The following is a 24668-nucleotide window of genomic DNA, read 5'->3' as shown; positions in this document are numbered from 1 at the left end:
ATAGGATGCATAATATCCCACACATTTATAGTGTCGGATATTTCCGATTACTGCATGTCAGTCGGATGCATAATATCCCACACTTTTTAAGTGTCGGATATTTTTCATAACTCCATATCAATGGGTTTCATAATATGCCTCCACTTACTCTCTAAAACAATATTTTATATGAAAATTCAAATTAATAAAGATTTTTCAATCCTTCAATTGGATGCAAAGCATCACATTAAAATTTTAACATTACATCTTGTGGAATAGGGAGAATTCATACAGTGAAAAGTTAAAATATCTAGTCAATATAAATATTAATATCTTAATTTAAGGAAAAGTCATATGCGAAAAATAACATTTAAAATTTTATCAAAAATGCCGGCAAAGTTCATAGACAACGGCCTGATTCTTATAGCGGCCCTCTTCGTTTATGGTATTTTCGGCGCTCATTATGTGATGGACTTGGATTGGCTTGACTCGATATACTATGCAACCATTACAATGACCACAGTAGGATACGGGGATTATATTCCATGCACAGGAATTCAAAAGATATTCGCAACCACACTGTCAATCGGAGGAGTCGCATTACTTGCTTATGTATTTAACATTATTTTAACAAATTTCCGGGAAAAGATGAGCAAATATTCACAAGGAGCCAGAAAAATGAAAGCTATTGAAGTGATGAATGATTATTATATTATTTGCGGTTTAGGACGAGTTGGAAAGGTGGTTCTTGAGGAACTGCTGGAGAGAAATCAGAACGTGATTGTAATAGAAAAAGACCACGACAAATGTGAATCCATTGAAGAAACTGACAACCTTGTCGTCATAAATGACGATGCCATTGAGGATGACCTTATAGCCAAATTGGCAGGTGAAAAATGCAGAAGCGTCATAATCTGCACTGGAGATGACGTGAGTAACCTCTATATCGTTTTGACCGTAAGGGAGACCAATCCTGATGCATGGATCGTCACAAGGGCCAGCAAACTTGACAATATCAAAAGGCTTAAAAAAGCGGGTGCTGACAAGATAGTGTCTCCCGAAATAATAGGTGGAGAAGATCTCTACTACGAATCCACAAGACCTCATATATTAAGAGTTACAGTGAAACACTCAGCTGATGAGATATATGACGAATTTAAGATTTTTGCAAAACATCATTGCACATTGGAAAACATCGAATACCACATTCCAGGAATCGAAACACCACTGACCCGTGAAATCAAGGCTATGAAATTGCATGACGGCAAAAGATATCAAAATTACCTAAACAGCCATGACGACCAAAAAAATGCATTAGAAAACTTATATAAAACTGTGAATAACGTACATTCCCACCGCATTTCAGGTCCTGACCAAAAAACATTCGATAAGCTGCTAAAAGATCTGGAAAAACAGGAAGAGATAATCGGAGTTAATCTGACCAATGAAGAAATAGCTACAATCACATCCAAAGAAATAAGATAAGTACAATTAAGTTATTTTAATTGTACTTGTGGCGGATACATGATATTTAAAATTGGCAGAATATATTTTGACCTTATGGGTGCCCGCCTTTAGGAATTTCGGATTAAACTTCGCAATTCCTTTTGAATTTGTTTTAACCGCATAAACCTTTTTGCCTATCTTTAATCTTAACTTGAGATTTTTGATTGGCTCTTTAGTTTTTTTATTTTTAACGGTTATCTTTAACATCTTAGATTCATTGCGCATTTTAGTTAATTTATAAGCTTTGACCTTGGTTTGTGTTTTGACCAACTTGTCAATGCTTCCAAACTTATGAACGCCAAGACATAATCTTGAAGGCGGATTCGGCAAGTCATATTTGGAGTAAAACTTTCCTTTAAAACTAATGTCATCAATTAGATATCCTGTGCTTCTTCCAACCATATTGCCATTATCGTTTGCAGCAAAAACCTTAAGATATGAAGAGGTCTTGCCCTCTTTTGTTGTTGATTTCCAATGGAATATGGTTATATCTCTTCTGTTAACCCCATAGGAATCTGTTGCTGCAACTTTCATTCCAGCTTTCACCGGATTTTTGGAAAGTCCCTTCCAGTTTCCATACCTGAAATAAGACTGAAGATTCGGAACATCAATATATTCGCCAGGGTTTAATTTGCCTGTCCAAATGCCGCTGCTCCAAACAGCACCATAGTTTCCATTCGGTGCCTTGATTGAAAAGTGACCCAAGGACAATCTCCTTTCATAATCCTGAATTGCTCCAAGGTATGATTGCTTAATCTTACCTGATTTGACTATTTTGCCCGCTATTCTTTCAATAGCTGCGTTGATATCCGGATCATCAATGCCTCCTGTTGCAAACATCCATCCATCTGCGGTTGTAACAAGGTGGAAAAAGTAACTGTCGGTTTTAAATTGCTTGATTGCGGATTTGCCTTCCAGCTTATATTTCACAATATGCAACAACTTCTCATTTGTTGCATCCCTTCTAAATCCTGCAACGGATTCGTATTTGCTTACCTGAAGAAACACTGAAGAACAACCCATTTCAGCAGTTTGCTTGATGGTCAATTTCGCTTTTGACTTTTTAGCCTTCAAATACTTGTTCTTCTTAATGAAGGTCACTACCTTATAAGACCCAACCTTAAGATTTTTCTTCAATTTTGCAATGCCCTTTGAATTGGTGGTGGCCCAGCAAGTTTTCTTATATTTGTTGTTTTTATAAACAATGAACGCTAATTTTACGCCTTCAACTGGTTTTTTAGTGACTTTATTAATGACTTTTGCCTTGAAATAAAACCCAGATTCGAAATAGGTCTTGAAATTTTTAGTGGTGATTTGCAAATCTGCCTTATTGACTTTGACGATAGCCTTTGCGCTGCTTGGAGCATATCTGTCATCACCCATAAAATCAAATTTTGCAGTGTATTTGCCAGTTTTTAGATTTAGCTTTAAAATTACCATGCCCGCTTTATCTGTGAGCTTATCATAATTCTTGTTGTCAATAAATATAGAAACCTTCTTGTTTGAAATTGGTCGATTATCAGCATCTTTTAAATAGGCAACCAAATCAGATTTTTCCATATAATATGTTTTTACATCTTTAGCTTCAATTTTAGTGGTTTCCTGAGAAACAGTTACATTTTCGTCAGCAATGCTTTCAATCTCCTCAGCAATAGGAGCTTCAGAAATTTCCTGATAAGGGATTTCCTCATCAACGGAGATTTCATCAGTGCCATTCTGATTGGCTGAAACCATCCCAACGGTCAAAAATATTAAAATTACCATTAATGGCAGCATATATTTTCTGTTTAGCATATGTATTACCGTAGTTACTTGTTTAACTGAAATTTTTTGATTATTATTTAATGAATTACTGAGTTTATGTTTAAATTTTCAGTTTAATCTGCTAATATTATATCTGTCAATGAAACTTTATATTAGTTTTGATTTGATTGTTTAAAAAAAATAGAAGTTATACAATTAGAGAAAAAAAACAAAAAAAGAGAAAAGAAGAGAGTTTAACTCTCTAGAATAATTCTTGTAAGTGGATTTGGTAAGGACCTAAGCTTCCGCCGTAGTTACCAGCACCAATTTCGATAACACCAGGTACTTGACAAGCAGCTTCGATACCTGCTTTCATAGCAGCTTTGACAGCTTCTTCGTCAACACCGTCAATAACGATTTCCATGTTACCGAATACGTTTTCTGGTAATTCAGTTTCTACTTGATCTTTTAAAGTTACACATTCTTTTTCGTTGGTGGATGCGCTCATGAAAGAGTATTTGGAACCAGTTTTAGAACCGGAAGCAACCATACCACCAGAGAAAGGAGTGATTACACCAGGAACAGCGTGAATAGCATCAACAGCAGCTTCAGCAGCAACGATAGAAGACATTTGACTGTCAGCCATGATGAAGAAGTTTCCACCAGCTACTCCGTCTTTGCATCCCATTTCATCTTCTACTAAGAATTCACCGGACATGATAGGAATCACGTGCATTTTTTTACCGTCAACATCTTTTTCAGTTTCGAATCCGTCACCGAAGAATTTGAGTTGTTTTCCGGTTGGGAAGGATTCTTCACTTTCTAAAGCATTGAATGCTGCTGCAGTAGGAGCGGTTAAAACACATTGTCCGATTCTGTCCATGATTTGTCCGCCTAAAGCTTTTTTGGACATGTGGCAAATCATAATTGCATAACCTGGTCTTCCATCTGGGGATTCAGTTGGAGGAACATATTGGTCAATACCTGCTTCTGCAGGACATCCGATAACTGAAGTAGCAAATCCGGTAGCTTCAGTAGCTGCAATTTTAGCTAAATGTTTAGTAGCTGCAGTAATAATCAATCTAGATACTTTAATTCCAAAACCTTCAGCAAAGGTATCTTGTATTTCTACGCCATTAATTTCCATATTTTCACCAAAATTTTTTTAAAATTTAATTTTTTGTGATAAATAAATTTATGATAATATATTAAAATAAAGTTTTCTATTTTTACTGAAAAATACTATTTATTTAACCAGAAAAAAAGTCATTTGACTCCAATATAATCATCAATAATTGGTATTTTTGCCAAAACATAAATTACAAGCCATGATAAAATAAACCCGACAATGAAAAATACAATAAAGTCAAATGCAAAATTCATGTGAAATATCCTACGGGTAACCATAATCATCTGACTGTGAATCAAATACATCCCATAACTGCACACCGCAACTGATGAGACCACACTTTTAACCTGATTTCGAGGATTATTTAAACTTGGAGTTGTTTTGAATAAGCAAAAGACTCCAATAGCCTCCATCATGACTGGAATCGAATATCTATGAAAAACAAACATCATTTCAGTGCCCATAATGCCATAGGAATAAATGAACATCAGAATTGAAGGCACAACAATTAAAATCGATGCAATGATTGAATTGTTGAAGGTTTTTCTTTCACAGTATCTCAGATAATACCCCAGAACAACAAAACCTACCGGACTTATGAAAAATGACAGAATTTCAGGGACAGGAAGCATTAAAGAATAAGCTGCTATAATATATAATGCCCAAACTATCAGAAAACACTCCACTTTACGCATATCAGTGCCATTAATCCATCTATTGAGTATCGGCATCAGCAGATACATCGCAAGCATCATCCAGAAAAACCAGTAGACTTCAGATCCCGGCGCCACACAAATCAAGGTATCAATAAATACCTTAATCATATCCAAAACACCGAATTGAGTTACAAAATTAATGTTTGGAATGAGATATGATGATGAAATCAGAATTATGCTGAATACGAGTGACCAGAAAATAAACGGTTTTGCAATGCGGGGAATTCTCTTATAAAAAAAACTTTTAATATCCCAATCACGCCCTAAAAGCAGGGCACCTGAAAGCATCAGGAAGAGAGCGATGCCTATTCTAAAGAAATTGCCTGCAAACATCACAAAAAGACCATCTGCAGAATGAATGGTTGAGATATTATAGTTCATTATCTCTCCAAGATGCCCGGTTACATGCAGCAACACAACACATAAGATGGCAACAGCCCTTATGGCATCAAAGTAAAATATTCGTTTAGAATTGGTGCTTTGCATGAAATAGCCTTCTATTCCTCATTTTCAGAATGTTCCTCAATTTCATCGGAAGAACCCAAGGAAATCTTATCAAGAACTGATGAGCCATAATATGGCAGAATAACCAAACCGAGAATGGTGGCCATCCAGAATGAAATCAGCCTCTCGATTACTGTAGCGGCCGCACTGATAGATGCGGTTATGCCCGCTGCTGAGTAGAAAATAATCATTATTCCGTCAACTGCTCCAAGACCTCCAGGAAGAAGCGGAATCATACCTGCAAGAGAAGCCAAAATAAAGACTTCACCAATGATTACCGGACTTACAGATGCTCCGAATGCAAGGAAAACGAAATAAACCCTTAAGATTTCGAAGATCCAAATTACAAAGGATAACGGCAATGCATAGTACAATACGTTTTTGTTTGAAATTACCATCTTCATGGTGTCCTGAAAACCTCTTATGACTCCATGAATCTTTTCTTCCAATTCATCTGAATTCTTTTTATAGAATCTTCTGACCAAACCGATAATCCAACCGTCAACTCTTGCGCCGAAGTTAGGATTGATGGACATGTAAATGATTAAAATCAGGATTATAACTATTGCAATTACTGCAACAACCATCAGGATGAGCAACCATAAGTCAAAATTAAATGTCAAAGTCATACCGATAATTGTCAATACCGCCAACACAACAAAAGGAAATGTGTCCAATGCTCTATCTGCCACAACTGTTGCGAAGGTCTCTTCCATCGGATAATTCTCTTCGCGAGACAAGAGGTATGCCCTCACCGGCTCTCCTCCGCCACGGCCTGAAGGAGTGATATTGTTAACTGCAAGACCCACCAAAACCATAGGGAGCAATTTTTTTATTCCGACATCAATGTCAACGAGATTATTCAATATTTTCCATCTCAAAGTGTACAGGTAATAAGTGAAAACTTGCATCGCTATAGCTATAGCGATAAATTCCAATTTGGCAATTTTTAAAGCGGCAATTACCTGGTCTATTCCTACAAGATAGAGCATCACTGCCAATATTACCAAACTGACTCCCAAAAAGAATACGGTTTTTTTATCCATATAATATAATTTCTTTATTTATTACTTATAAATTTATATAGAAATTTGTTCTAATTTTAATTAATGAAATATATTACAAAAACGGACTTAGTAATTGTTGCCAGAAATTCAGGATATTTGATGATAGGAATCGGCATGATGTGCCTGATACCTTTAATTTTCGATTTGATTTATTTTGAATTTGACATTCTCAGTTTTGTCATTCCTGGATTGATTTCAATATTATTGGGCGTTTTTGCACTAACATATTTCGAGGATAAAGTAAGCAAAAAAATGCGTTTCAAACATGGAATGATGATATCAGCATTCGCATGGATGTGGGCAAGCCTCATTGGAGGGTTTGTCTTTACATTATGCACCCATATCCCTATCATCGACGGAGTCTTTGAAAGCATGTCCGCCTTGACAGGAACTGGAATCACCATGTTTATGGACGTGGAAATCTTACCTCACAGCATCTTATTTTTTAGAGCTTTCGAACAATGGGTTGGTGGATTGGGAGTAGTGGTTATGGTCATAGCAGTATTGACAAAACCGGGCTCAGTTTCATCTAAGCTATATCACTCAGAAGCTCGTGAAGACCGTATCAAGCCAAGTATTAAAGCAACAATGGAAAAAACCATTGAAATTTATGCCATCTATACAATTGCCGGAATCATATTATACCTGCTTGCGGGAATGCCCCTTTTCGATTCAGTCTGCAATACATTCCACATTGTTTCAACTGGGGGAATGAGCATCAAAAATGCGAATATGGGATTCTATCATAATGACGCCATCTATTTGATTTCAATTGTTCTGATGATTTTGGGAGCCACAAGCTTTTTGGTGCATTATAAAGTCATCAAGACAAGGGGAAAATCCCTGCTTGGAGACCTGCAGTTTCAGATAATCATATCCGTGATTGCAGTTGTCACACTGATGCTTTATTTTGTATCACACATTGTTCCAATCGACCTGTTATTCACTGTCGTGTCCGCAATTACAACAACAGGAGCAAGCGTGGCATCACCTACCACAATGGCAAACTGGCCGCCATTCGTAATAATATGTCTGATGTGTCTAATGTTGACCGGAGGATCCAACGGCTCAACAGTAGGTGCAATCAAGCTTGTCCGTATGATTACATACTTTAAAGGAATATATCGCCACATCAGAGAGATAATGTCTCCTGAAGGAAGAGTGGTTCCCGTCAGATTGCATGGACACACCATTCCCGAAAAGGCAATCGCACAGGCAGGAAGCTACATAACACTTTATATGATGTTCATAATGTTTACATGGGCACTGTTCTGTCTGTTCGGTTATGATCCGTTCAAGAGTCTGTTTGCAGCAATGACCCTTCAGGGAAACAACGGCCTTGAGCTTGGAATAATCAACTATACATTAGATCCTATACTTAAGATAGTCAGCATATTCGATATGTGGACAGGAAGGCTTGAAATATACCCTGTACTGATTACACTAAGGGCAGCCTTTGAGATTTTCAAAAGATAATATTTATATTGTCATAAAATATATATTGATTATCAATAGTTTAAGAGGCGATATTGTGTATGCAATAATAATGGGAGGGGGCCGTGTAGGACTTGCCCTTGCAAATTTATTGATTGATACAGGAGCAGACATTACATTAATCGAAAGTGACGAAACATTATGCAATGATATTGCAGGAGAACTCGATGCTTTGGTCATTCATGGAAACGGAACCAGTTCCAAACTGCTTGAGGAAGCGAATATTGAAGACGCCGATTTTTTCATTGCTACAACCGGAAACGATGAAGCAAACCTTTTATCATGCATCTTGGTTAGGAAATACGATGTTGAAACCATCGTTGCACGTGTAAGTAACCCTGACCACGAAGAAGCATTTAAAGAAGTGGGAATCGACAAGGTTATAAGTCCAGAAATCAGTGCCGCAAGAGACCTGGCACAATTTGTCATGAATCCTAGAGCTTCAAAAATCACTACCCTTGGTGAGGGTAATGCCGAAATCATTGAAATGACAATAACTAACGATAAGCTCATCGGTAAACGCTTTAAAGATGTTTCTCCGGAAAAGGACTACATCATTATTGCCGCTTATCAAAATGGTAAACTTGTTATCCCACAGCCTGAAAATATAATCAGCAGAGGAGAGAAAGTTTCCATTCTTGTAAAAAGAGGAGCCTTAAAACAGGTATCCAAAAAGTTAGAGCAATGAATAAGACAGTTTAATATGATTTTTTCCATTGTTCTCCACAATTGGGCCATGACCGGGATAGATGTTTTTAACATCTAATTCCATCAATTTTTCAACGCTATTTTTCATATCATTGTAATCTCCACCAATATCCATTCTGCCAACACCACCGCCGGCGAATATGGTATCACCTGAGATTAGATTTTCACCATCCCACAGACAGATTCCGCCGCTTGTATGGCCGGGAGTGTGAATTACCTCAAAATCCCCAATCTTATCACCGTCTTCCAGTTCAATGTCAACCCTTGAATTGCCGTCATTGTCGAATGCTGATAGGGAAGTTCCCAAAGTATCCTTGTTTTTCATTGAGATTGCATCCATCCTATGAACTGCAATCTTTGCATTTGGGAAGAACTGATTGCCTCCTATATGATCGAAATGGCAATGGGTATTCACAACTAATTCAATGTCTTCAGGTTCGACACCGTTTTCACGGAGTTTAGAAAATAAATAATCCTTATTTTGACCAGCGCCAGTGTCAACTAAAATATTATCATTAATCAAATAGCAGTTTGAATCATAGTTAAAACCTATTATAAAAACAATTGAACTCATGAAAGATAATATAATCAAGAAAGTAATTAAAAGTTTTGAAAAAAAAGTTTTGTATAAAAATGGGGTCATAGGGATTTGAACCCCAATCCGGGGATGTCTCTTGCCTCAGTACTCCAATTGTTCATCACAACAGGTACTGTTCAGTTACGCGTATATTTTCTTCAAAGACAACTGGAGTCCCCGATGCTGCCAGGTTACACCATAACCCCACATAACATACAGTAATAGATTACATTTTAATAATATATAAATATTTGCAATTATTCAAATTTCATTTGCTTGTCAATACCCGCTATTTCATCTATTTCAAAGCCCTTTTCAAGCGCATAATCCTTTTCAACCCTATAATTTCCGTTCCTAGTTCTAGGAGTATTTTGAGGTTCCAAAAATAGCCATTTTGTATATTTAAATCTGACTCCAATATAAGGCTTAGCGCCAAAAATTTTTGAAAATTCACAAAGGGCAGTGATTTGCTCTTCTTCAATGTAGATCTTTTCCTTGGTGGTTGTCTTTACCTCAATAGCCAAATAAATTTTACCATTTCCAGCTAAAACATCAGGTAAAGGCCTTTTGGTCGCACCACCAGAAGCGGGAGCTCTCATTGCAGCAAAATTCCTCTCCCATAATTTATGTACCAAATCCCTTTCTTCAGCAGAACCTTTTTTTGCCATAATAACACTCAATTAATTATCTAAAACTAACCCTATATAAACTAAATGAGAGAGCATTTGAAAAGTAATATTGAAAAAAATAGTTTTTATAAATGGGGCCGGAGCCGAGATTCGAACCCGAGTCCCGGGATCCACAGTCCCGGAGGATGACCGCCTACCCTACCCCGGCATTTATGATAAATTATATAAAAAAATTGTTAAAGTGCGGGAGCAGGGATTTGAACCCTGGTAGACCTGCGTCAACAGGTCCTAAGCCTGTCCCCTTTGGCCTCTCGGGCACCCCCGCTTATAAAAGTAAGGATACGTAGAAACCATTAAAAATCTTAACAAATTTTTTTTGAATGCTCCGGCCGGGATTCGAACCCGAGTCTTCGGCTCGAAAGGCCGAAATGATTGGCCGGACTACACCACCGGAGCAAATACACATATGAAATTTAGTAACATGGGCCCAATGGGGTTCGAACCCATGACCTTCCGGTTATGAGCCGGACGCTCTACCTGGCTAAGCTATGGGCCCAAAAGCGCCATCGACAGGGCTCGAACCTGTGACCAATCGGTTAACAGCCGAACGCTCTACCTACTGAGCTACGATGGCATGAGACACCCATCTATCTTAACCAAATATTGCCCATGATTAAAAATCAAAAGACTTTAAACAGTAATAATAACTATGCAAGACATAGTATATAAAGGTTTTGATTATTTCAATTTTTTTTATAGAAATTGAAGTACAACATTAATTTTAATTCTTACTATTATATAAACTTTAAGGACAAATATACTACCATGGACTCTAACATTTTTGATCTAATTAAAAAAGCTAATGAAATCACTTTAAAAAACCACGGTGATTTAATCACTCTTGAGCGAGCAGTATTCCTATCCTGGTGGTGCGATAAGGGAGATTGTGCATTTTGCTATATGTCCACCCAAAAAAACAAGATAAAAGATCCAAAAAAGGCAAGAAGAAACGTTTCAAACATCTATGCAGAGGCAGAGATGTGCAGACGCCTCGACTGGAATATCGAGTTTTTATCAGGAGGGTACGAATCATTCACCACACAGGAAATCAAGGAGATTGCAACAACCATAAAAGACATAACTGGAGATGGTGTTTGGTTGAATACTGGAATCACTGATGATTTAGCTGAATTCGGATCAGAAATTAAAGGCATAACCGGTGCCGTGGAAGTTGCCAATCCCACAATACACAACAGAGTCTGCCCGTCAAAAAAGTTAGAGGACATCAGCAATATGCTGGACGTAGCCGATGATTTGGGATTTAAAAAGGCAATTACAATAATCCTGGGATTGGGAGAAACATTGGATGATGTCGACTACATCATAGATTATATTAAAGACCATAAAATTGACAGGGTAATCTTTTACTCCCTCAACCCACACAAAGAAACTGTTTACGCAAATTCCTCCCAGCCTGCTTCCCTTTACTATGCGCAAGTTGTTGCTCAAGTAAGGCTGGCATTTCCGGATATTGAAATAATCTGCGGAACTTGGATTGACAATCTGGCCAATATTGGAATACTGATTCTGAGCGGAGCCAATGGAATTACAAAGTTTCCACTGTTCAAAATGTTTGGAACCAAATACGGAAAAAGGGTTGAAGAGGAAGTCAAATGGGCAGGAAGAAAATTGAAAGGAACATTTACCGACAAGACACAGTTAGGGCCTGAGAAAAGTGAAGTTTCACCTGACCTTGACAGATTCATAAAAAGATATGTAAAGGAGTCCTTAAAGAATAAATATTAACTATAATATTAACAAAAGGTGCAATGATGACATTAAAAGTAGGTGTTATAGGGGCAGGTTCTCTAGGTACTGCGCTTTCACAAACTGCAAGTGAAAATGTTGACCAGATATTATTACACGCCAGAAGAGAGGAAGTGTGCGATGAAATTAATAATATCGGATATAATACCCATTACTACCCCAACCACAAATTGAATGACAATATCAAGGCAACCACTGATTTGAAAGACTTAAGGGGATGTAATGTCATATTCCTGGCAATCCCGTCATCTGCTTTTAGAGAAACATTAAAAAATTTAAAGGAAATCATTTCAAAGGATGCCATACTTGTTACAACCGCAAAAGGAATCGAATATCCTTCCCTAAAAACAATGGGAGATTTGATATCCGAATATTTTGACGAGAATTATGTTGCATTATCAGGACCGAATTTTGCATCCGAGATAATGGCAAGGCAACCTACCCTCACAAATATAGCATCAAGAAAACCTGAAAACTCAAAAATTGTCAAGGAAGTGCTTTGCACCAAACAATTCAAAGTAAAAATCATTGATGACATAAGGGGAATTGAGCTTTGCGGCATACTGAAGAATATCAATGCGATAGCCAATGGAATCTGCGAAGGAATGAAAATTAACGAAAACGCAAGATATGGAATTATGACTAAAGGATTTGAAGATACCATGCGCATTATCGAAGCCTTTGGAGGAGTCCGTGAAACCGCATATGAATATTGCGGATTTGGAGATCTGATTCTGACTTCCACTTCAACCGAAAGCAGAAACCATACCCTTGGAATTTTATATGGTCAAAGGCTCATTATAGATGAAACTGCAAGCGGAATCGTGTTTGAAGGAAAAAATTCGATTAGATCCATCAGGGACATCTGTACAAATGAAAATATCAACAGCCCCATTGTAGATTTCGTTTACGATGTGATGATTGAAAAAATGAACCCCTTCAAGGCATTTGACATATTATGGCAAAAGATTGAATAGAAATAAGCATTCTTGCACTGTAACACTGGAGTTGAAAATATGATTGGAGTAATTTTATCAGCGGGAATGGGTACAAGATTGATGCCCCTCACAAAAGACATTCCAAAGCCTCTGCTTGAAATCAATGGAATGACACTTCTTGAGCGGATGTTGAGGAACCTGATGAATGAAAACATTGATAAATTCATTGTGATTGTCGGATACAATAGGCAAAAGGTCATGGATTTGACCCCCAAATTAGAAGAGAAATATTCAATTGACATTAAAATCCTTGAAAACGAAAGATATGACGTTACAAATACTTCAGTTTCAACACATATCGCAAGCAAATACATTGAAGAAAATCATCCGGACGACTTCATCCTGATTAATGGGGACAATGTGGTCGATCCCGAAATCATCACAAGGATAGCCGAAAGGCAAAACACCAGTCTGATTGTGGACAACTTCAAGAATCTGAATGAAGAGTCATTCAAATTAATCATTGAAAACGAAAGCCTCAACGATGATGAGACAATAGCCAACGGAACAATAGCAGAAATAGGCAAAGGAATTGATATTGACAGTTCCACAGGAGAATTTATTGGCGTTTCAAGGGTATGCAAAGAAGACCTGGCGAAATTCAACGAAATCCTTGAAGATTTGATTGATGAAGATGAACAGAACTATTACGATTTTGCATTTAAAAAATTGAGCAAAATCACTGAAATCGATTATGTTTTGACAAACGGACTTAAATGGACCGAAATTGATGACCATAACGATTGGAAACAAGCCCAAAAATTAATTGATGAATTTGAAAATTAATTCATTAATCATTATTTCTTTTTTTAATTTTTCAAAACTCAAAAAAACCCCCTATTTTCAACAATATTTATAAATTGATATAAACAAATATAATGATAATATAAAAAATTATCCTAATGGAGGAATTATTATTAGTGACGATGTTGACATGATGTGTGGACTTGAAATCCACGTACAATTAGAAACCGAATCAAAATTATTCTGTGATTGTCCTACAAACTATCAGGACGCACCTATTAACACAAACATCTGTCCAGTTTGTCTTAATCAACCAGGTGCAAAACCACATCCTACAAATGAAAAAGCTCTTGAAAACGCATTGATGATTGCTTTAATGCTCAACTGTGAAATCGATCAAGACGTAATCTATTTCATGAGAAAACATTACGATTATCCTGACTTGCCATCCGGTTATCAGAGAACTTCCGTTCCTATCGGAATCAATGGTGAACTAAACGGTGTCAGAATCAGAGAAATTCACGCTGAAGAAGACCCAGGTCAATTCAAACCTGACAGAGGTACCGTAAACTTCAACCGTTCAGGAATACCATTGGTTGAAATCGTAACCGAACCGGACATAAAATCTCCAGAGGAAGCAAGGAACTTTTTAAAAGAGTTAATCCGTGTTATACAATATAGTGGAGGAGGCCGTGGCGAAGGTACCATGAGAGCGGACGTAAACATCTCCATCAACGGCGGAAACAGGGTTGAAATGAAAAACATCAACTCCATCAAAGGTGCATACAAAGCATTGAAATTTGAACTAATAAGGCAAAAGAACCTTGAGAAAAGAGGAGTTGAAGTCAAACAGGAAACCCGTGCTTACCTAGAATCCCAAATGATTACTGTAGGTATGAGGATGAAGGAAGACGCTGATGATTACAGATTCATCACAGACCCTGACCTTCCACCAATGAAAATATCCGATGAGACCATTCAAAGGATTTTAGACACCATGCCTGAAGCTCCACACAACAAGGTTAAAAGATTTGTTAAAGATTATGACATTGATGAGGAATCAGCAAAAGTATTGACTTCAGAATTAGATTTAGCCATTGCATATGAGGAAGTTGCAAAAGAAGTCGACCCTAAATTTGCCGCAAAAGTGATGAGAGACGAACTCAAAAGGGTATTGTCATACAACAAATTAGACTTTGCGGACAGTGGAATCACCTCTCAAGATTTAATTGAATTCTTAAATATGCTTCAAAACAAAGAGATTACCGCAAAAGCGGGCCACAAAATTATCGAGCAAATGCCGAATAATGATAAATCTCCAAAACAAATCGCTGAAGATTTAGGTTTGCTTGGTGTTGTTAATGAGGATGAAGTTTTAGCAGCCGTAAAACAGGCTATTGAAGAAAATCCAAAAGCGGTTGATGATTATTTAGCAGGACAAAAAGCTTCATTGAACTTCTTGGTTGGTCAAGTAATGAGATTGACCCGTGGAAAAGCAGACCCAGGAGAGACTGTTAAACTTTTAAGAGAGAATATCGAATAGGAGGAAACCGAATGGGAAAAAAATCTTTTGTTAAAGACTATATGACCAAAGATGTTATAAGCGTTTCTCCAGATACAAAAACCACTGACATTATTAAGTTAATGCAGAAAAGTCATCACAACAGTTACCCTGTAGTAAAAGACGGAAAACTGGTCGGAATGGTAACCGCATTCGATATTGTAGCTAAAGAAGAATCAGATACCGTTGCTGGAATAATGAGTACAAAATTAGTTGTCGCTAATCAGAATTTATCAATTAACGATGCCTCAAGAGTCATGTTCAGAAGAGGCATATCCAGAATGCCAGTCGTAGATGTCGACGGAACATTAGTGGGAATTATCACAAATACAGATATGGTCCGTTCACACATCGAAAGATCAACTCCAAATAAAGTTGAATACTTCAAAAAGACAATGGAACAACTTTATGGAATCAAAACAACATTGAAACATATGCGCGTTGAAACCAACAAGTTAAGGCCAACCCAAGACAGAGTTTATGCCGATGAACTTGAAGGAAGGGCGTATGAATTAGAAAAAGGGCTTGCCGAACCTGCAATTGTTGTGAAAACCGGAGACAGGTGGATTTTAGTTGACGGTCACCACAGAGCTGTGGCTTCAGCTCAAAGGGGCTATGAAACTGTTGATTCATATGTGGTTGATTTAGGCAAAGACATCAAATTAGGTATGGAGAAAACTGCAGACAAGGCAGGAATCTACACCTTTGATGACATTGAAATCATTGATGACGATAAACATCCATTGATTGCACTTACCGAAAGTATGCAAGACCAAGAATCCAAAGGTGACGATTAATGGACAATGACAAAATCATAAGAGAAGTTTATGAAGTCCTGGAGTCAAGAAGGGACAATCCCATTGATTCCTACACTTCCAACATCATGAAAGACAGCGATAAGAAGGCTGAAGACAAAATACTTGAAAAGATAGCTGAAGAAGCGGGAGAAGTATTGATTGCTTCTAAAAACGATGAAAATCTTGTATATGAATCCGTCGACTTAATATTTCATACATTATTGCTTCTGGTTTACAAGGGAGTGGAAATTGATGAAATATTTGAAGAATTTGCAAGAAGGCGGAAATGAGTAATTAATAATAAGTAAATAAAAAATATTGGTTATTATGTTCGATACACGTTCTGAAAGAAAATTCTTGCTGAAACAACTGGTTAAAAGGGATTTGACCTCAAAATATAAGGACTCCGCATTAGGTATACTCTGGAGTTTTTTCAATCCACTATTAATCATGCTGGTTTTCACCGCAATTTTCTCAATGCTTTTCGGTAGAAGCATTGACAATTTCCCAGTTTATTTTTTATCAGGAAGAGTGATTTATGATTTTTATAATGCTGCAACAAAAGGGGCAATGAATTCAATCAGAAAAAACGGAAACCTCTTAAAAAAGATATTCATTCCAAAATATATGTTTTCTGTAAGTGCAGTTTGTTATGAATTCATAAATTTCCTTATATCCTTTGTAATCCTTTTTGGAGTAATGCTGATTACCGGTGCATCATTCCATCTCACCGCATTGTTTGCAATAGTTCCAATATTCCTATTGTTCCTGTTAATATTCGGTGCAGGATTGGTATTGGCAGTATGTAACACTTACTTTTCAGATATCGGTTATCTGTACAACGTATTCCTATTGGTACTGATGTATGCATCAGCATTGTTCTACCCTATGGAAATCGTTCCTGCAAAGGTTCAAATAATATTCTCCTTAAATCCGGTTTATGTAGCAATCTCCTGCTTTAGGGATTGCGTTGTATATGGAGTCATACCTAATATAACCTCCCTCGGATACCTTGCAGTGTTTTCCCTGACAACTCTATTCATTGGAATAATATTATTTAGTATTTATGAGAAAAAATTAACATTAGAATTATAATCAGGTTTTTATTATGGGTTTAATAGAAAAAATCAGAAGTGGATTCATACAAAATGAAAATAAAATGATTCCGAACAATGGCGGAGATAAGGAAGTCGCCATTAGGGTTAATCATTTAACAATGGAATTCAAAATCACAAAAGATAAGATCGATACTCTTAAAGAGTATGTTATCAGAACTATTAAACGAAATAAAAAGGAAAAGGAAAAAGTTAGGGTTTTAAATGACATAACTTTCGATGTTTATAAGGGAGACCGTGTTGGAATTCTTGGATTCAATGGTGCAGGAAAAAGTACCCTTTTAAAAATATTGGCCGGAATCTATGAACCTACCCATGGAAGCATAAGCATAAACGGCAAAATTGCGCCGCTGCTGGAACTGGGAGCAGGTTTCGATAAAAATTACACCGGCAAAAATAACATTTACCTGAATGGCGCATTCTTAAGTATGGATGAAGATTTCATCAATGCTAAATATGATGAAATTCTGGAGTTTTCAGAACTGGGAGAATATATCAATTATCCCGTCAAAAATTATTCATCAGGTATGAGGGCAAAACTCGGTTTTTCCATAGCTACACTGGTCGAACCTGACATTCTTATTGTTGACGAAATATTGTCCGTTGGGGACATTAAATTCAGAAAGAAAAGTTCTGAAAAGATTAAATCAATGATGAGTGAAGGAGTGACCGTGCTTCTCGTTTCACATTCAATCGGACAAATCAGAGAAATTTGCGACAAGTGCATCTGGATTGAAGATGGACGCTTAATTATGGAAGGGGAAGCCAATGAAGTTTGTGATGCATACGTAAGAAGTGCAGAAGCCGGAAAGAAATAGGTGTTAGAATGGATAGAAGATGGATAGCAATATTAATAATTTTGATTATAGGCGTGGGATGCGGATTTTTCATTGCACAACATTCAACAACCATAGGACATGCCATTGCAGATGTCAGCAAAAGTACAGTATCCCAACCTTACGGTTTTTCAGTAGGCTCATCAGATGACACCAACCTGGAACTGGAAAATAGAAATACAAAAGAAAAAATATTCATTGAAGATTTAGGGCCTAAAGACACTGCAAAAAAAAGCTTCAAAAGCAAATTGAAAGAGATTTCCGAATCTGATACTGTCAAAATTATAGACAATAAAACTATAAACACTCCAAATGGCCTAAAACTGTACATTGCACATTATACGGATTCAGATAAGGAATCCCTAAAGAACCAGTCCATTGCTTACTATTACACATATGACCATACATTCTATACAAAATTGACTGGATTCGATGATATTGGCAATTTAGATGAAAAAATAATTTTTATCAGTGATTCAATACAGCCTGACTATAAAAAACCTCAGGACCCTCAGGAAAAGCAATCCGAATTAAGTGTCGATATGAATGATGTAAGGTCTTAAGATTAGTGATGAAATTGATATTTTCAGTAATCATAGCAGCATACAACTCAGAAAAATGGCTTAATGAATCAATGGATTCATTGATTAAACAGGATTTGGATTTTGAGAATAATATTGAAGTCATTATTGTTGATGATGCAAGCAACGACAGTACAAAATCAATATGCCAAGATTATGTATCCAGATATCCGAATAACTTCAAGTATATTCGAAATTCTGAAAATAGAGGTCCCTCATTTTCAAGAAACATTGGCCTTGAGCATGCAACAGGACAATATATTAATTTTTTAGACAGTGATGATAATCTTTCAAAAAACACTTTAAAAGACGTTTTAGCTATTTTTAACAATCATTCGGATGTGGATCTTGTTTCCGTCCCGATTTATTTTTTTGAAGCTATGGATGGGGAACATTATCTGAACTACAAGTTTGACGAAACCCGTGTCGTCAATCTGCTTGAACATCCCGAATATTACCAGTTATCAGGTCCCAGCAGCTTTATTCGAAAGGATGCGGTAGGAAATATAAGATTTCCGGACATAATCACTTCAGAAGATGTTGTTTTTGTTAATGAAGTTTTAATCAATAACCCGAATATCGGCCTATGCAAAACCGGAAGATACAATTACAGAAAAAGAAAAGACAAATCATCAATAATCGATAATTCCCAGCTTAAAAAAGGATATTACGCAGACAGATGCAATAATTATTTTAAACACCTGATTGATAAAAGCCTGGACAAATATGGAAAAGTCGCCAAGTTCATTCAGAATGTCATCCTATATGATATACGCTGGATGCTTGAGGTTGAAAACATCCCTGAAATTCTGGATTCCAATGAAATGAACGATTTTAAAAACTCCCTTAAGGATGTTTTGTCATTTATCGATGAAGACAGCATCATGGAATATGACCTGATGGATGATGATGCCAAGCTGAAATGCCTTTTTGCCAAATACGGAAAACTGTCTGCTGAAATTGTAAATCAATTTGACATGAACACCGTGTTCATTGACGTTTATGACATAATAGACAATGAGTTATATGTTCTGGCCAATGTCTCAAACATTTATGACAGGGAAATTGACGTGTATGTCAACAATCAGAAAATAGAAACCCGAAATGTCAGATTCCCTCAAAGAAACAAATACTGCATCGATTCAATATATTCTAAGGACCACTCATTTGAGTTCAGACTGCCTTTAAGCAAAGAAAAAGACTTTGAAATCGAATTCCGACAGAACAATGACACTTTAGATATTGACTTTTCAAGGCCGTGCAACTTTTCAAGGGTTGTGGGCTATGCAAAAACCAAAGACTACCTGAGCATTTTAAAGGAAAATAAAATCATTATCGAGAAAAAGACAACATTAAAATGGATAAAGCATGAAATCAAGACAATAGCTAGAATGCTTAAAAAAAGGGAAGCAGGATTCCATGTTGGAGTCCCATTCAGAATAGCTTACATGTTAGGTTATCCCTTCCTGAGAAACAAGCATATATGGTTTTATATGGACAGGCCGGAAGTGTCTGACGACAACGGAGAGCATCTCTTCAAATATGCCGTCGACAAGGATCCGAATATAAAAAAATATTTCATAATAAGAAAGGACAGCAAGGATTTCGACAGAATGAAAAAGATTGGGAATGTCATCGGATTTAAATCCATGAAACACAGATATCTTGGAATGTTTGCCGAAAACATAGTAACTTCACATCCGGACAATGAAATAATTTATCCCTTCTGGGGAAGATATCCATACTTTGCAGGCCTCTTAAAATCCAACAACGTATTCCTGCAGCATGGTATAATCAAGGAAGACATTTCATCATGGCTAAACAAGACCAATATGAACCTGTCATTCTTCCTTACAAGCGCAAAGCTGGAATATGAATCAATATTCAAATATCCATATAATTACGATGAAAATGTGGTCCAATTGCTGGGCCTTCCAAGATATGACAACCTTGAAAACCAGAAGGACAAAAAACAGATTGTCATAATGCCTTCATGGAGACGAAATCTTGACAGGAAATCCCATGATTACATTAAGGAAAGCGAATATTTCAAAAGATTCAATTCATTGATTAACAGTGAAAGATTGATTGAAAAGGCCCGTGAATACAACTATGAAATAATATTCAGACCTCATCCGAAAGTCTATGCCTTTATTGACATGTTTGATGAAAACGATTACGTTAAGATAGATTATGACCGAATAAGATATCAGACACTGTTCAATAGCGGATCGCTTCTCATTACCGATTACTCATCCGTGGCATTTGATTTTGCCTATCTCTACAAACCTGTGATATATTACCATTACAGCGATGACTATCATTTTGATGCGGAACACAGCTTCTTTGATTATAAAACAATGGGATTGGGAGAAATCGCAAATGATGAGGACTGCCTGATTGATTTGATTGTCGAATATATGGAAAACGACTGTAAAATTAAAGAGGAATATTACAACAGGATTAAAGATTTCTATCTATTTACCGACAAGAACAATTGCAAAAGGGTCTATGAGGCCATTAAAAAAATCCCATTAAAGGATTAGCTCCATATTATACATTCCCCTTTCAAAACTTCCGATTTTGACACTCTTTTTATTGAATTCTTTAAATCCTATACGCTCATAAAGCTTTTTTGCACCGGAATTTCTAAAATCAGCATCAATGGTTACTCTCTTGTAGTTTTTGGATTTGGCATATTCTATCACGTCGCAAACAACCTTTCTTCCGATTCCCTGACCTCTCAATCTGGAATCGATGGCTATTTCAGCAAGATACAAATCATCATCTTCGATGTCGGCCAATGCAAAATGGTCCAAAATATCCACTATCAGCAGCCTTGGTGATTTTAGATAGAACTTGTGTGAAAGCTCTGAATCATAAATCATCAATACTCCTATTATTTCGCCGTCATCATCCAAAATGACCTTGAAAAAATGTCCCAGTTCCCTTTTAGGCAAATCCTTAGCAATGGTCTTGACGGCGCTTTTCTCATCTTTAAAAAGCATGTCAAATGTTCTGTAGTCCACATCGTAGACCAATTTGGCAACCTTATTCAAATCATGTTTATCGGGATCAAAGGTTTCATATCTCATTTAATCACTATTTACAATTGTTAGGGCAAACACTCCCGCTCCAAATCCGTTATCTATATTTACAACGGCAATTCCCGGAGCGCATGATTGAAGCATTGCATCAAGCGCCACCCTTCCTCCTTCTCCAACACCATAGCCTACAGATGTTGGAACTGCAATTACAGGCACGTCCACAAGGCCTGCGACAACTGACGGCAGAGCGCCTTCCATTCCCGCACATACTATAAATGCACGGACTCCTTCGCCTACCATATGGGCTATTTGAGGAAAGAGCCTGTGAATTCCGGCAACCCCTATATCATAGGAGGTTATCGCTTCGCATCCTCCTTCTTCAACTATGACTCGTGCCTCTTCTGCGATATTGATGTCTGAAGTTCCTGCAGTTATAATTCCGATTTTTGCAATTGGGTCTTTTTTAGTGATTTCATGCCGTATAATCAGTATTTGAGCCCTTCTGTTATAATCAAAGATATATGAGTTCTTACCCAAATCTTCAATGATTCTTTCATAGCGCTCTTGAGACAATTTTGTTATTATCAAATCCTGACTGCTGTTTTCAAGATAATTTCTGATGATTATAATCAAGTCCTCATAGTCCTTGCTTGGTGAAAATACAGCTTCGGGAAAGCCGGTCCTTTCTGTTCTCTTAATGTCAAATTGGACAACATCATCGAACTCCAATATATTATCAGCCTTGAGAAGTCTTTCGGCTTCATCTATATTGAGCTCCCCACTTAGCAATCTTTCAAGAATATCTTTCATAATATAATATATAGGATAAAATTATATAAAATTTAACTTACAATATTATAATTTAATGAAGGCTTTAATGATTTTAACTCAAGGAATTGTCCAAGGCGTGGGATTCAGACCATATGTCTATAGGCTAGCTGTAGATTTAGACCTCAAAGGATATGTCAGAAATCTTGGAAATGTTGTTGAAATCATTATTGAAGGAGAAAAAACCTCTGATTTTGTTGATAGACTACCTAAGGAATTGCCTCCGATAGCCAAAATAGATTCCATGGAAGTCAGTGAAATCGAAATTGAAAACCGCACCGATTTTGAAATAATTGAAAGCGGAGACACCTACTCCGGGGTCAGCGTGATTCCACCGGACATTGCAATATGCGACAAATGCCTTGAAGAAATCAGAAATCCTCAAGACAGACGCTATAAATATCCGTTCAATGCATGTACCGACTGCGGACCAAGATTTACAGTCATTGAAAGCGTTCCTTATGACCGCATTAGAACTTCAATGGAGGATTTCCCGTTATGTGATGACTGCCTTGTCGAGTACAAACAGCCATTGGACAGGCGTTATCATGGAGAGGCGATCTGCTGCAGCGACTGCGGACCCCAAATGGAGATATATGAAGGGAACGTTAAATTGGATGTGGAAAACCCAATCAAAAAAGGTGCTGAGATTCTGAAGGATGGGAAAATCCTTGCAATCAAGGGAATAGGAGGAACACACCTCGTCGTTGATGCATACAATGATGATGCAATCAAAGAGCTGAGGTCAAGGCTCAACAGGCCCAATCAGGCATTTGCAGTAATGTGCAGGGATTTGGAAAGCCTTGAAAAATATGCCCTTTTAAGCGAGAAGGAAATAGAAACAATAACCTCCAACAAAAGGCCAATTGTAATCCTAAAGAAAAATGAAGGATACAGATTCCCTGAAAGCCTATCTCCAGGCCTTCACAACATTGGAGTGATGCTTCCATACTCTCCGATGCATTATTTATTGTTTGATGAAAGCGACATCGACACGTATGTCATGACCTCCGCCAACATTCCGGGCGAACCGATGATGATTGAAAACGGTGAAATCATAAACGGCGTCAATGACTATTCCCTGGTTCACAACCGAAGGATACTGAACAGGTGCGACGATTCGGTCATCAGATTCAGAAACAACGAGCTTTCATTCATCAGACGGTCACGGGGATACACTCCCGAACCGTATACAATCAGATATGATGTCAATAACCTCAACGTATTGGCATTGGGACCCGAGCTTGACGTGACATTCTCAATAGCAAAGGGAGACAAGGTATACCCTTCACAGCACATCGGAAATACCAACAAGCCCAAAACATTGATGTTTTTAAGGAATGCCATTGAAAACATGGAAAGGATTACAAAAATCAATGAGTTCGATGTAATTGCCTGTGACATGCACCCCCATTTCTTTACAACCCGCCTGGCACATGAACTGGCTGAAAAGTATGGTGCGGAAGTCCTGCCGGTTCAGCATCATCATGCGCACACCGTGGCACTTGCAAATGACCATGGCATCGATGAGATGATCAGCATTTCAGCCGATGGAGTGGGCTATGGAAGCGACGGAACAAGCTGGGGCGGAGAAATCCTATACACAGACATCAATTCATTTGAAAGGATGGCTCATCTTGAACCTCAACTGATGCCGGGAGGAGATGTTGCAACAAGATATCCTGCAAGAATGCTTGCAAGCATCCTTAAGGATGACGATTTGATTGGAAACTATATTGATTACTTCAAATATGGTGAAATTGAAATTAAAAATATCAAAAAGCAGATTGATGCGGGCATAAATGTTGGAATAACCACAAGTACAGGCAGAGTCCTTGACTCAATGGCTGTTGCTCTTGAAATCTGCCATGAGCGTACATATGAAGGCGAATGCTCAATGAAGCTTGAATCAGCAGCATATTATGCTACAAAAGAGCTGGAAATTCCTGCAGTCATAGAAGGCAATCAGCTGAACACCACCGAAATCCTGAGAGAGGTCGTAAGGCTATACCAGAATGGCGAGAAAAAGGCAGATGTTGCAGCCGCCGGCCAGATTGCAGTTGCAATCGGATTGAGTGAACTTGCAATTCAAGCGGCAGATAAAAAACAGGTTAGTGACATTGGTGCAACCGGAGGAGTATTCTATAATGAAGCCATAACCGAATGTGTCAAGAATTATGTTGAGGAAAACAGTTATAATTTCATACAACACTTAAATACCTGTGCAGGGGATGGTTCTGTTTCTCTTGGTCAAAGTATTGTTGCAAAAAAGATTTGAAAAG

21 protein-coding genes, 6 tRNA genes and 1 pseudogene are annotated in these 24668 nt (G+C 37.4%); 14 read left to right on the top strand and 14 right to left on the bottom strand.

All coding sequences use genetic code 11. The annotated features are described in order from the left end of the window. Positions 1-333 precede the first annotated feature (333 nt). Complete coding sequence (locus tag E7Z79_RS00550) at positions 334-1464, top strand: NAD-binding protein (protein WP_303738029.1); 1131 nt, start codon at positions 334-336, stop codon at positions 1462-1464. A gap of 6 nt (positions 1465-1470) precedes the next feature. On the opposite strand, the gene E7Z79_RS00545 is transcribed toward E7Z79_RS00550, so the two are convergent. From E7Z79_RS00545 to E7Z79_RS00530, 4 genes are all read right to left on the bottom strand, one after another. Further along, on the bottom strand, positions 1471-3249 hold the full coding sequence (locus tag E7Z79_RS00545; protein WP_303738028.1) for a hypothetical protein: 1779 nt from the start codon (positions 3247-3249) through the stop codon (positions 1471-1473). Positions 3250-3490: 241 nt separating this feature from the next. Further along, complete coding sequence (gene fhcD, locus E7Z79_RS00540) at positions 3491-4375, bottom strand: formylmethanofuran--tetrahydromethanopterin N-formyltransferase (RefSeq protein WP_303738027.1); 885 nt, start codon at positions 4373-4375, stop codon at positions 3491-3493. A 119-nt stretch (positions 4376-4494) separates the two neighbouring features. Continuing rightward, entirely contained in the window at positions 4495-5559 is a 1065-nt protein-coding gene (locus E7Z79_RS00535; RefSeq protein ID WP_303738026.1) for an acyltransferase, read from the bottom strand. Positions 5560-5570: 11 nt separating this feature from the next. Beyond that, positions 5571-6623 carry a UPF0104 family protein gene (locus E7Z79_RS00530; protein ID WP_303738025.1) on the bottom strand — a complete coding sequence of 351 codons (1053 nt, stop codon included), beginning with the start codon at positions 6621-6623 and terminating at the stop codon, positions 5571-5573. Between the two features lie 63 nt (positions 6624-6686). On the opposite strand from E7Z79_RS00530, the gene E7Z79_RS00525 reads away from it, so the two are divergent. Together E7Z79_RS00525 and E7Z79_RS00520 are read left to right on the top strand one after the other, a co-directional pair. Continuing rightward, positions 6687-8120 carry a TrkH family potassium uptake protein gene (locus E7Z79_RS00525; RefSeq protein WP_303738024.1) on the top strand — a complete coding sequence of 478 codons (1434 nt, stop codon included), beginning with the start codon at positions 6687-6689 and terminating at the stop codon, positions 8118-8120. Positions 8121-8175: 55 nt separating this feature from the next. Further along, a complete protein-coding gene (locus E7Z79_RS00520) occupies positions 8176-8826 on the top strand; it encodes a TrkA family potassium uptake protein (protein ID WP_303738023.1) in 651 nt (216 codons plus the stop codon). On the opposite strand, the gene E7Z79_RS00515 is transcribed toward E7Z79_RS00520, so the two are convergent. From E7Z79_RS00515 to E7Z79_RS00480, 8 genes are all read right to left on the bottom strand, one after another. Continuing rightward, on the bottom strand, positions 8815-9420 hold the full coding sequence (locus tag E7Z79_RS00515; RefSeq protein ID WP_303738022.1) for an MBL fold metallo-hydrolase: 606 nt from the start codon (positions 9418-9420) through the stop codon (positions 8815-8817). The two genes, E7Z79_RS00520 and E7Z79_RS00515, sit on opposite strands and share 12 nt — an antisense overlap. Positions 9421-9480: 60 nt before the next feature. Further along, positions 9481-9629, bottom strand: a tRNA-Trp gene (locus E7Z79_RS00510). Positions 9630-9680: 51 nt separating this feature from the next. Further along, positions 9681-10091 carry a Holliday junction resolvase Hjc gene (gene hjc, locus E7Z79_RS00505; RefSeq protein WP_303738021.1) on the bottom strand — a complete coding sequence of 137 codons (411 nt, stop codon included), beginning with the start codon at positions 10089-10091 and terminating at the stop codon, positions 9681-9683. A 93-nt stretch (positions 10092-10184) separates the two neighbouring features. After that, positions 10185-10260: transfer RNA gene (locus tag E7Z79_RS00500), tRNA-His, on the bottom strand. 34 nt (positions 10261-10294) lie between these two features. After that, positions 10295-10377 (bottom strand) — tRNA-Leu (locus E7Z79_RS00495). Positions 10378-10433: 56 nt separating this feature from the next. Then, positions 10434-10508: transfer RNA gene (locus E7Z79_RS00490), tRNA-Glu, on the bottom strand. A gap of 26 nt (positions 10509-10534) precedes the next feature. Next, positions 10535-10608 (bottom strand) — tRNA-Ile (locus E7Z79_RS00485). 5 nt (positions 10609-10613) lie between these two features. Beyond that, positions 10614-10686, bottom strand: a tRNA-Asn gene (locus E7Z79_RS00480). Between the two features lie 191 nt (positions 10687-10877). Between E7Z79_RS00480 and E7Z79_RS00475 the strand changes: the two genes are divergently transcribed. The 10 genes and pseudogenes from E7Z79_RS00475 to E7Z79_RS00430 all read left to right on the top strand — a co-directional run bounded on the left by E7Z79_RS00475 (position 10878) and on the right by E7Z79_RS00430 (position 21057). After that, positions 10878-11858: a radical SAM protein gene (locus E7Z79_RS00475; RefSeq protein ID WP_292751886.1), complete on the top strand. Its 981-nt coding sequence runs from the start codon at positions 10878-10880 to the stop codon at positions 11856-11858. Between the two features lie 26 nt (positions 11859-11884). Next, on the top strand, positions 11885-12856 hold the full coding sequence (locus E7Z79_RS00470; RefSeq protein ID WP_292751889.1) for an NAD(P)H-dependent glycerol-3-phosphate dehydrogenase: 972 nt from the start codon (positions 11885-11887) through the stop codon (positions 12854-12856). Between the two features lie 39 nt (positions 12857-12895). Then, complete coding sequence (locus E7Z79_RS00465) at positions 12896-13663, top strand: phosphocholine cytidylyltransferase family protein (protein ID WP_292751892.1); 768 nt, start codon at positions 12896-12898, stop codon at positions 13661-13663. Positions 13664-13811: 148 nt separating this feature from the next. Next, positions 13812-15164, top strand: coding sequence for an Asp-tRNA(Asn)/Glu-tRNA(Gln) amidotransferase subunit GatB (gatB, locus tag E7Z79_RS00460; RefSeq protein ID WP_292751895.1), 1353 nt, complete (start codon positions 13812-13814; stop codon positions 15162-15164). Positions 15165-15175: 11 nt separating this feature from the next. Continuing rightward, on the top strand, positions 15176-15979 hold the full coding sequence (locus tag E7Z79_RS00455; RefSeq protein ID WP_292751897.1) for a CBS domain-containing protein: 804 nt from the start codon (positions 15176-15178) through the stop codon (positions 15977-15979). Beyond that, on the top strand, positions 15979-16269 hold the full coding sequence (hisE, locus tag E7Z79_RS00450; protein ID WP_292751900.1) for a phosphoribosyl-ATP diphosphatase: 291 nt from the start codon (positions 15979-15981) through the stop codon (positions 16267-16269). The genes E7Z79_RS00455 and hisE overlap by 1 nt, the downstream gene beginning before the upstream one ends. Before the next feature lie 37 nt (positions 16270-16306). Continuing rightward, positions 16307-17074, top strand: a complete 768-nt coding sequence (locus E7Z79_RS00445; protein WP_292751903.1) for an ABC transporter permease — start codon at positions 16307-16309, stop codon at positions 17072-17074. A gap of 88 nt (positions 17075-17162) precedes the next feature. Further along, a pseudogene (locus E7Z79_RS00440) lies at positions 17163-17912 on the top strand (ABC transporter ATP-binding protein); the annotation flags it as partial. An 8-nt stretch (positions 17913-17920) separates the two neighbouring features. Further along, on the top strand, positions 17921-18493 hold the full coding sequence (locus tag E7Z79_RS00435; protein WP_292751910.1) for a hypothetical protein: 573 nt from the start codon (positions 17921-17923) through the stop codon (positions 18491-18493). Between the two features lie 8 nt (positions 18494-18501). Continuing rightward, positions 18502-21057, top strand: coding sequence for a CDP-glycerol glycerophosphotransferase family protein (locus E7Z79_RS00430; protein WP_292751913.1), 2556 nt, complete (start codon positions 18502-18504; stop codon positions 21055-21057). Here E7Z79_RS00430 and E7Z79_RS00425 read toward each other — a convergent pair. Both E7Z79_RS00425 and larB read right to left on the bottom strand, forming a co-directional pair. Next, the gene (locus E7Z79_RS00425) at positions 21046-21606 is read right to left on the bottom strand and encodes a GNAT family N-acetyltransferase (protein ID WP_292751916.1); all 561 of its coding nucleotides are present in this window, start codon (positions 21604-21606) and stop codon (positions 21046-21048) included. The genes E7Z79_RS00430 and E7Z79_RS00425 overlap by 12 nt on opposite strands. Continuing rightward, a complete protein-coding gene (gene larB, locus E7Z79_RS00420) occupies positions 21607-22368 on the bottom strand; it encodes a nickel pincer cofactor biosynthesis protein LarB (RefSeq protein ID WP_292751919.1) in 762 nt (253 codons plus the stop codon). It lies immediately after the preceding gene. Positions 22369-22423: 55 nt separating this feature from the next. On the opposite strand from larB, the gene hypF reads away from it, so the two are divergent. Then, positions 22424-24664 (top strand): carbamoyltransferase HypF, encoded by a 2241-nt coding sequence (gene hypF, locus E7Z79_RS00415; protein WP_292751922.1) that lies wholly within the window; start codon positions 22424-22426, stop codon positions 24662-24664. The last annotated feature ends 4 nt before the right edge of the window (positions 24665-24668 follow it).

The organism is Methanobrevibacter thaueri, from assembly GCF_015062905.1.
Lineage (GTDB): Archaea > Methanobacteriota > Methanobacteria > Methanobacteriales > Methanobacteriaceae > Methanocatella > Methanocatella thaueri_A.
This window is presented reverse-complemented; position numbering and strand designations above follow the sequence as displayed.

What these genes read in the sequence shown, in the direction of transcription:
- E7Z79_RS00455 (WP_292751897.1), top strand. Translation starts at nt 15,176, where the DNA reads ATGGGAAAAAAATCTTTTGTTAAAGACTATATGACCAAAGATGTTATA.
- E7Z79_RS00530 (WP_303738025.1), bottom strand. Translation starts at nt 6,623, where the DNA reads ATGGATAAAAAAACCGTATTCTTTTTGGGAGTCAGTTTGGTAATATTG.
- E7Z79_RS00525 (WP_303738024.1), top strand. Translation starts at nt 6,687, where the DNA reads ATGAAATATATTACAAAAACGGACTTAGTAATTGTTGCCAGAAATTCA.
- gatB (WP_292751895.1), top strand. Translation starts at nt 13,812, where the DNA reads ATGATGTGTGGACTTGAAATCCACGTACAATTAGAAACCGAATCAAAA.
- hisE (WP_292751900.1), top strand. Translation starts at nt 15,979, where the DNA reads ATGGACAATGACAAAATCATAAGAGAAGTTTATGAAGTCCTGGAGTCA.
- E7Z79_RS00470 (WP_292751889.1), top strand. Translation starts at nt 11,885, where the DNA reads ATGACATTAAAAGTAGGTGTTATAGGGGCAGGTTCTCTAGGTACTGCG.
- hjc (WP_303738021.1), bottom strand. Translation starts at nt 10,091, where the DNA reads ATGGCAAAAAAAGGTTCTGCTGAAGAAAGGGATTTGGTACATAAATTA.
- hypF (WP_292751922.1), top strand. Translation starts at nt 22,424, where the DNA reads ATGAAGGCTTTAATGATTTTAACTCAAGGAATTGTCCAAGGCGTGGGA.
- larB (WP_292751919.1), bottom strand. Translation starts at nt 22,368, where the DNA reads ATGAAAGATATTCTTGAAAGATTGCTAAGTGGGGAGCTCAATATAGAT.
- E7Z79_RS00425 (WP_292751916.1), bottom strand. Translation starts at nt 21,606, where the DNA reads ATGAGATATGAAACCTTTGATCCCGATAAACATGATTTGAATAAGGTT.
- E7Z79_RS00515 (WP_303738022.1), bottom strand. Translation starts at nt 9,420, where the DNA reads ATGAGTTCAATTGTTTTTATAATAGGTTTTAACTATGATTCAAACTGC.
- E7Z79_RS00445 (WP_292751903.1), top strand. Translation starts at nt 16,307, where the DNA reads ATGTTCGATACACGTTCTGAAAGAAAATTCTTGCTGAAACAACTGGTT.
- E7Z79_RS00475 (WP_292751886.1), top strand. Translation starts at nt 10,878, where the DNA reads ATGGACTCTAACATTTTTGATCTAATTAAAAAAGCTAATGAAATCACT.
- E7Z79_RS00535 (WP_303738026.1), bottom strand. Translation starts at nt 5,559, where the DNA reads ATGCAAAGCACCAATTCTAAACGAATATTTTACTTTGATGCCATAAGG.
- E7Z79_RS00545 (WP_303738028.1), bottom strand. Translation starts at nt 3,249, where the DNA reads ATGGTAATTTTAATATTTTTGACCGTTGGGATGGTTTCAGCCAATCAG.
- E7Z79_RS00435 (WP_292751910.1), top strand. Translation starts at nt 17,921, where the DNA reads ATGGATAGAAGATGGATAGCAATATTAATAATTTTGATTATAGGCGTG.
- E7Z79_RS00465 (WP_292751892.1), top strand. Translation starts at nt 12,896, where the DNA reads ATGATTGGAGTAATTTTATCAGCGGGAATGGGTACAAGATTGATGCCC.
- E7Z79_RS00550 (WP_303738029.1), top strand. Translation starts at nt 334, where the DNA reads ATGCGAAAAATAACATTTAAAATTTTATCAAAAATGCCGGCAAAGTTC.
- E7Z79_RS00430 (WP_292751913.1), top strand. Translation starts at nt 18,502, where the DNA reads ATGAAATTGATATTTTCAGTAATCATAGCAGCATACAACTCAGAAAAA.
- fhcD (WP_303738027.1), bottom strand. Translation starts at nt 4,375, where the DNA reads ATGGAAATTAATGGCGTAGAAATACAAGATACCTTTGCTGAAGGTTTT.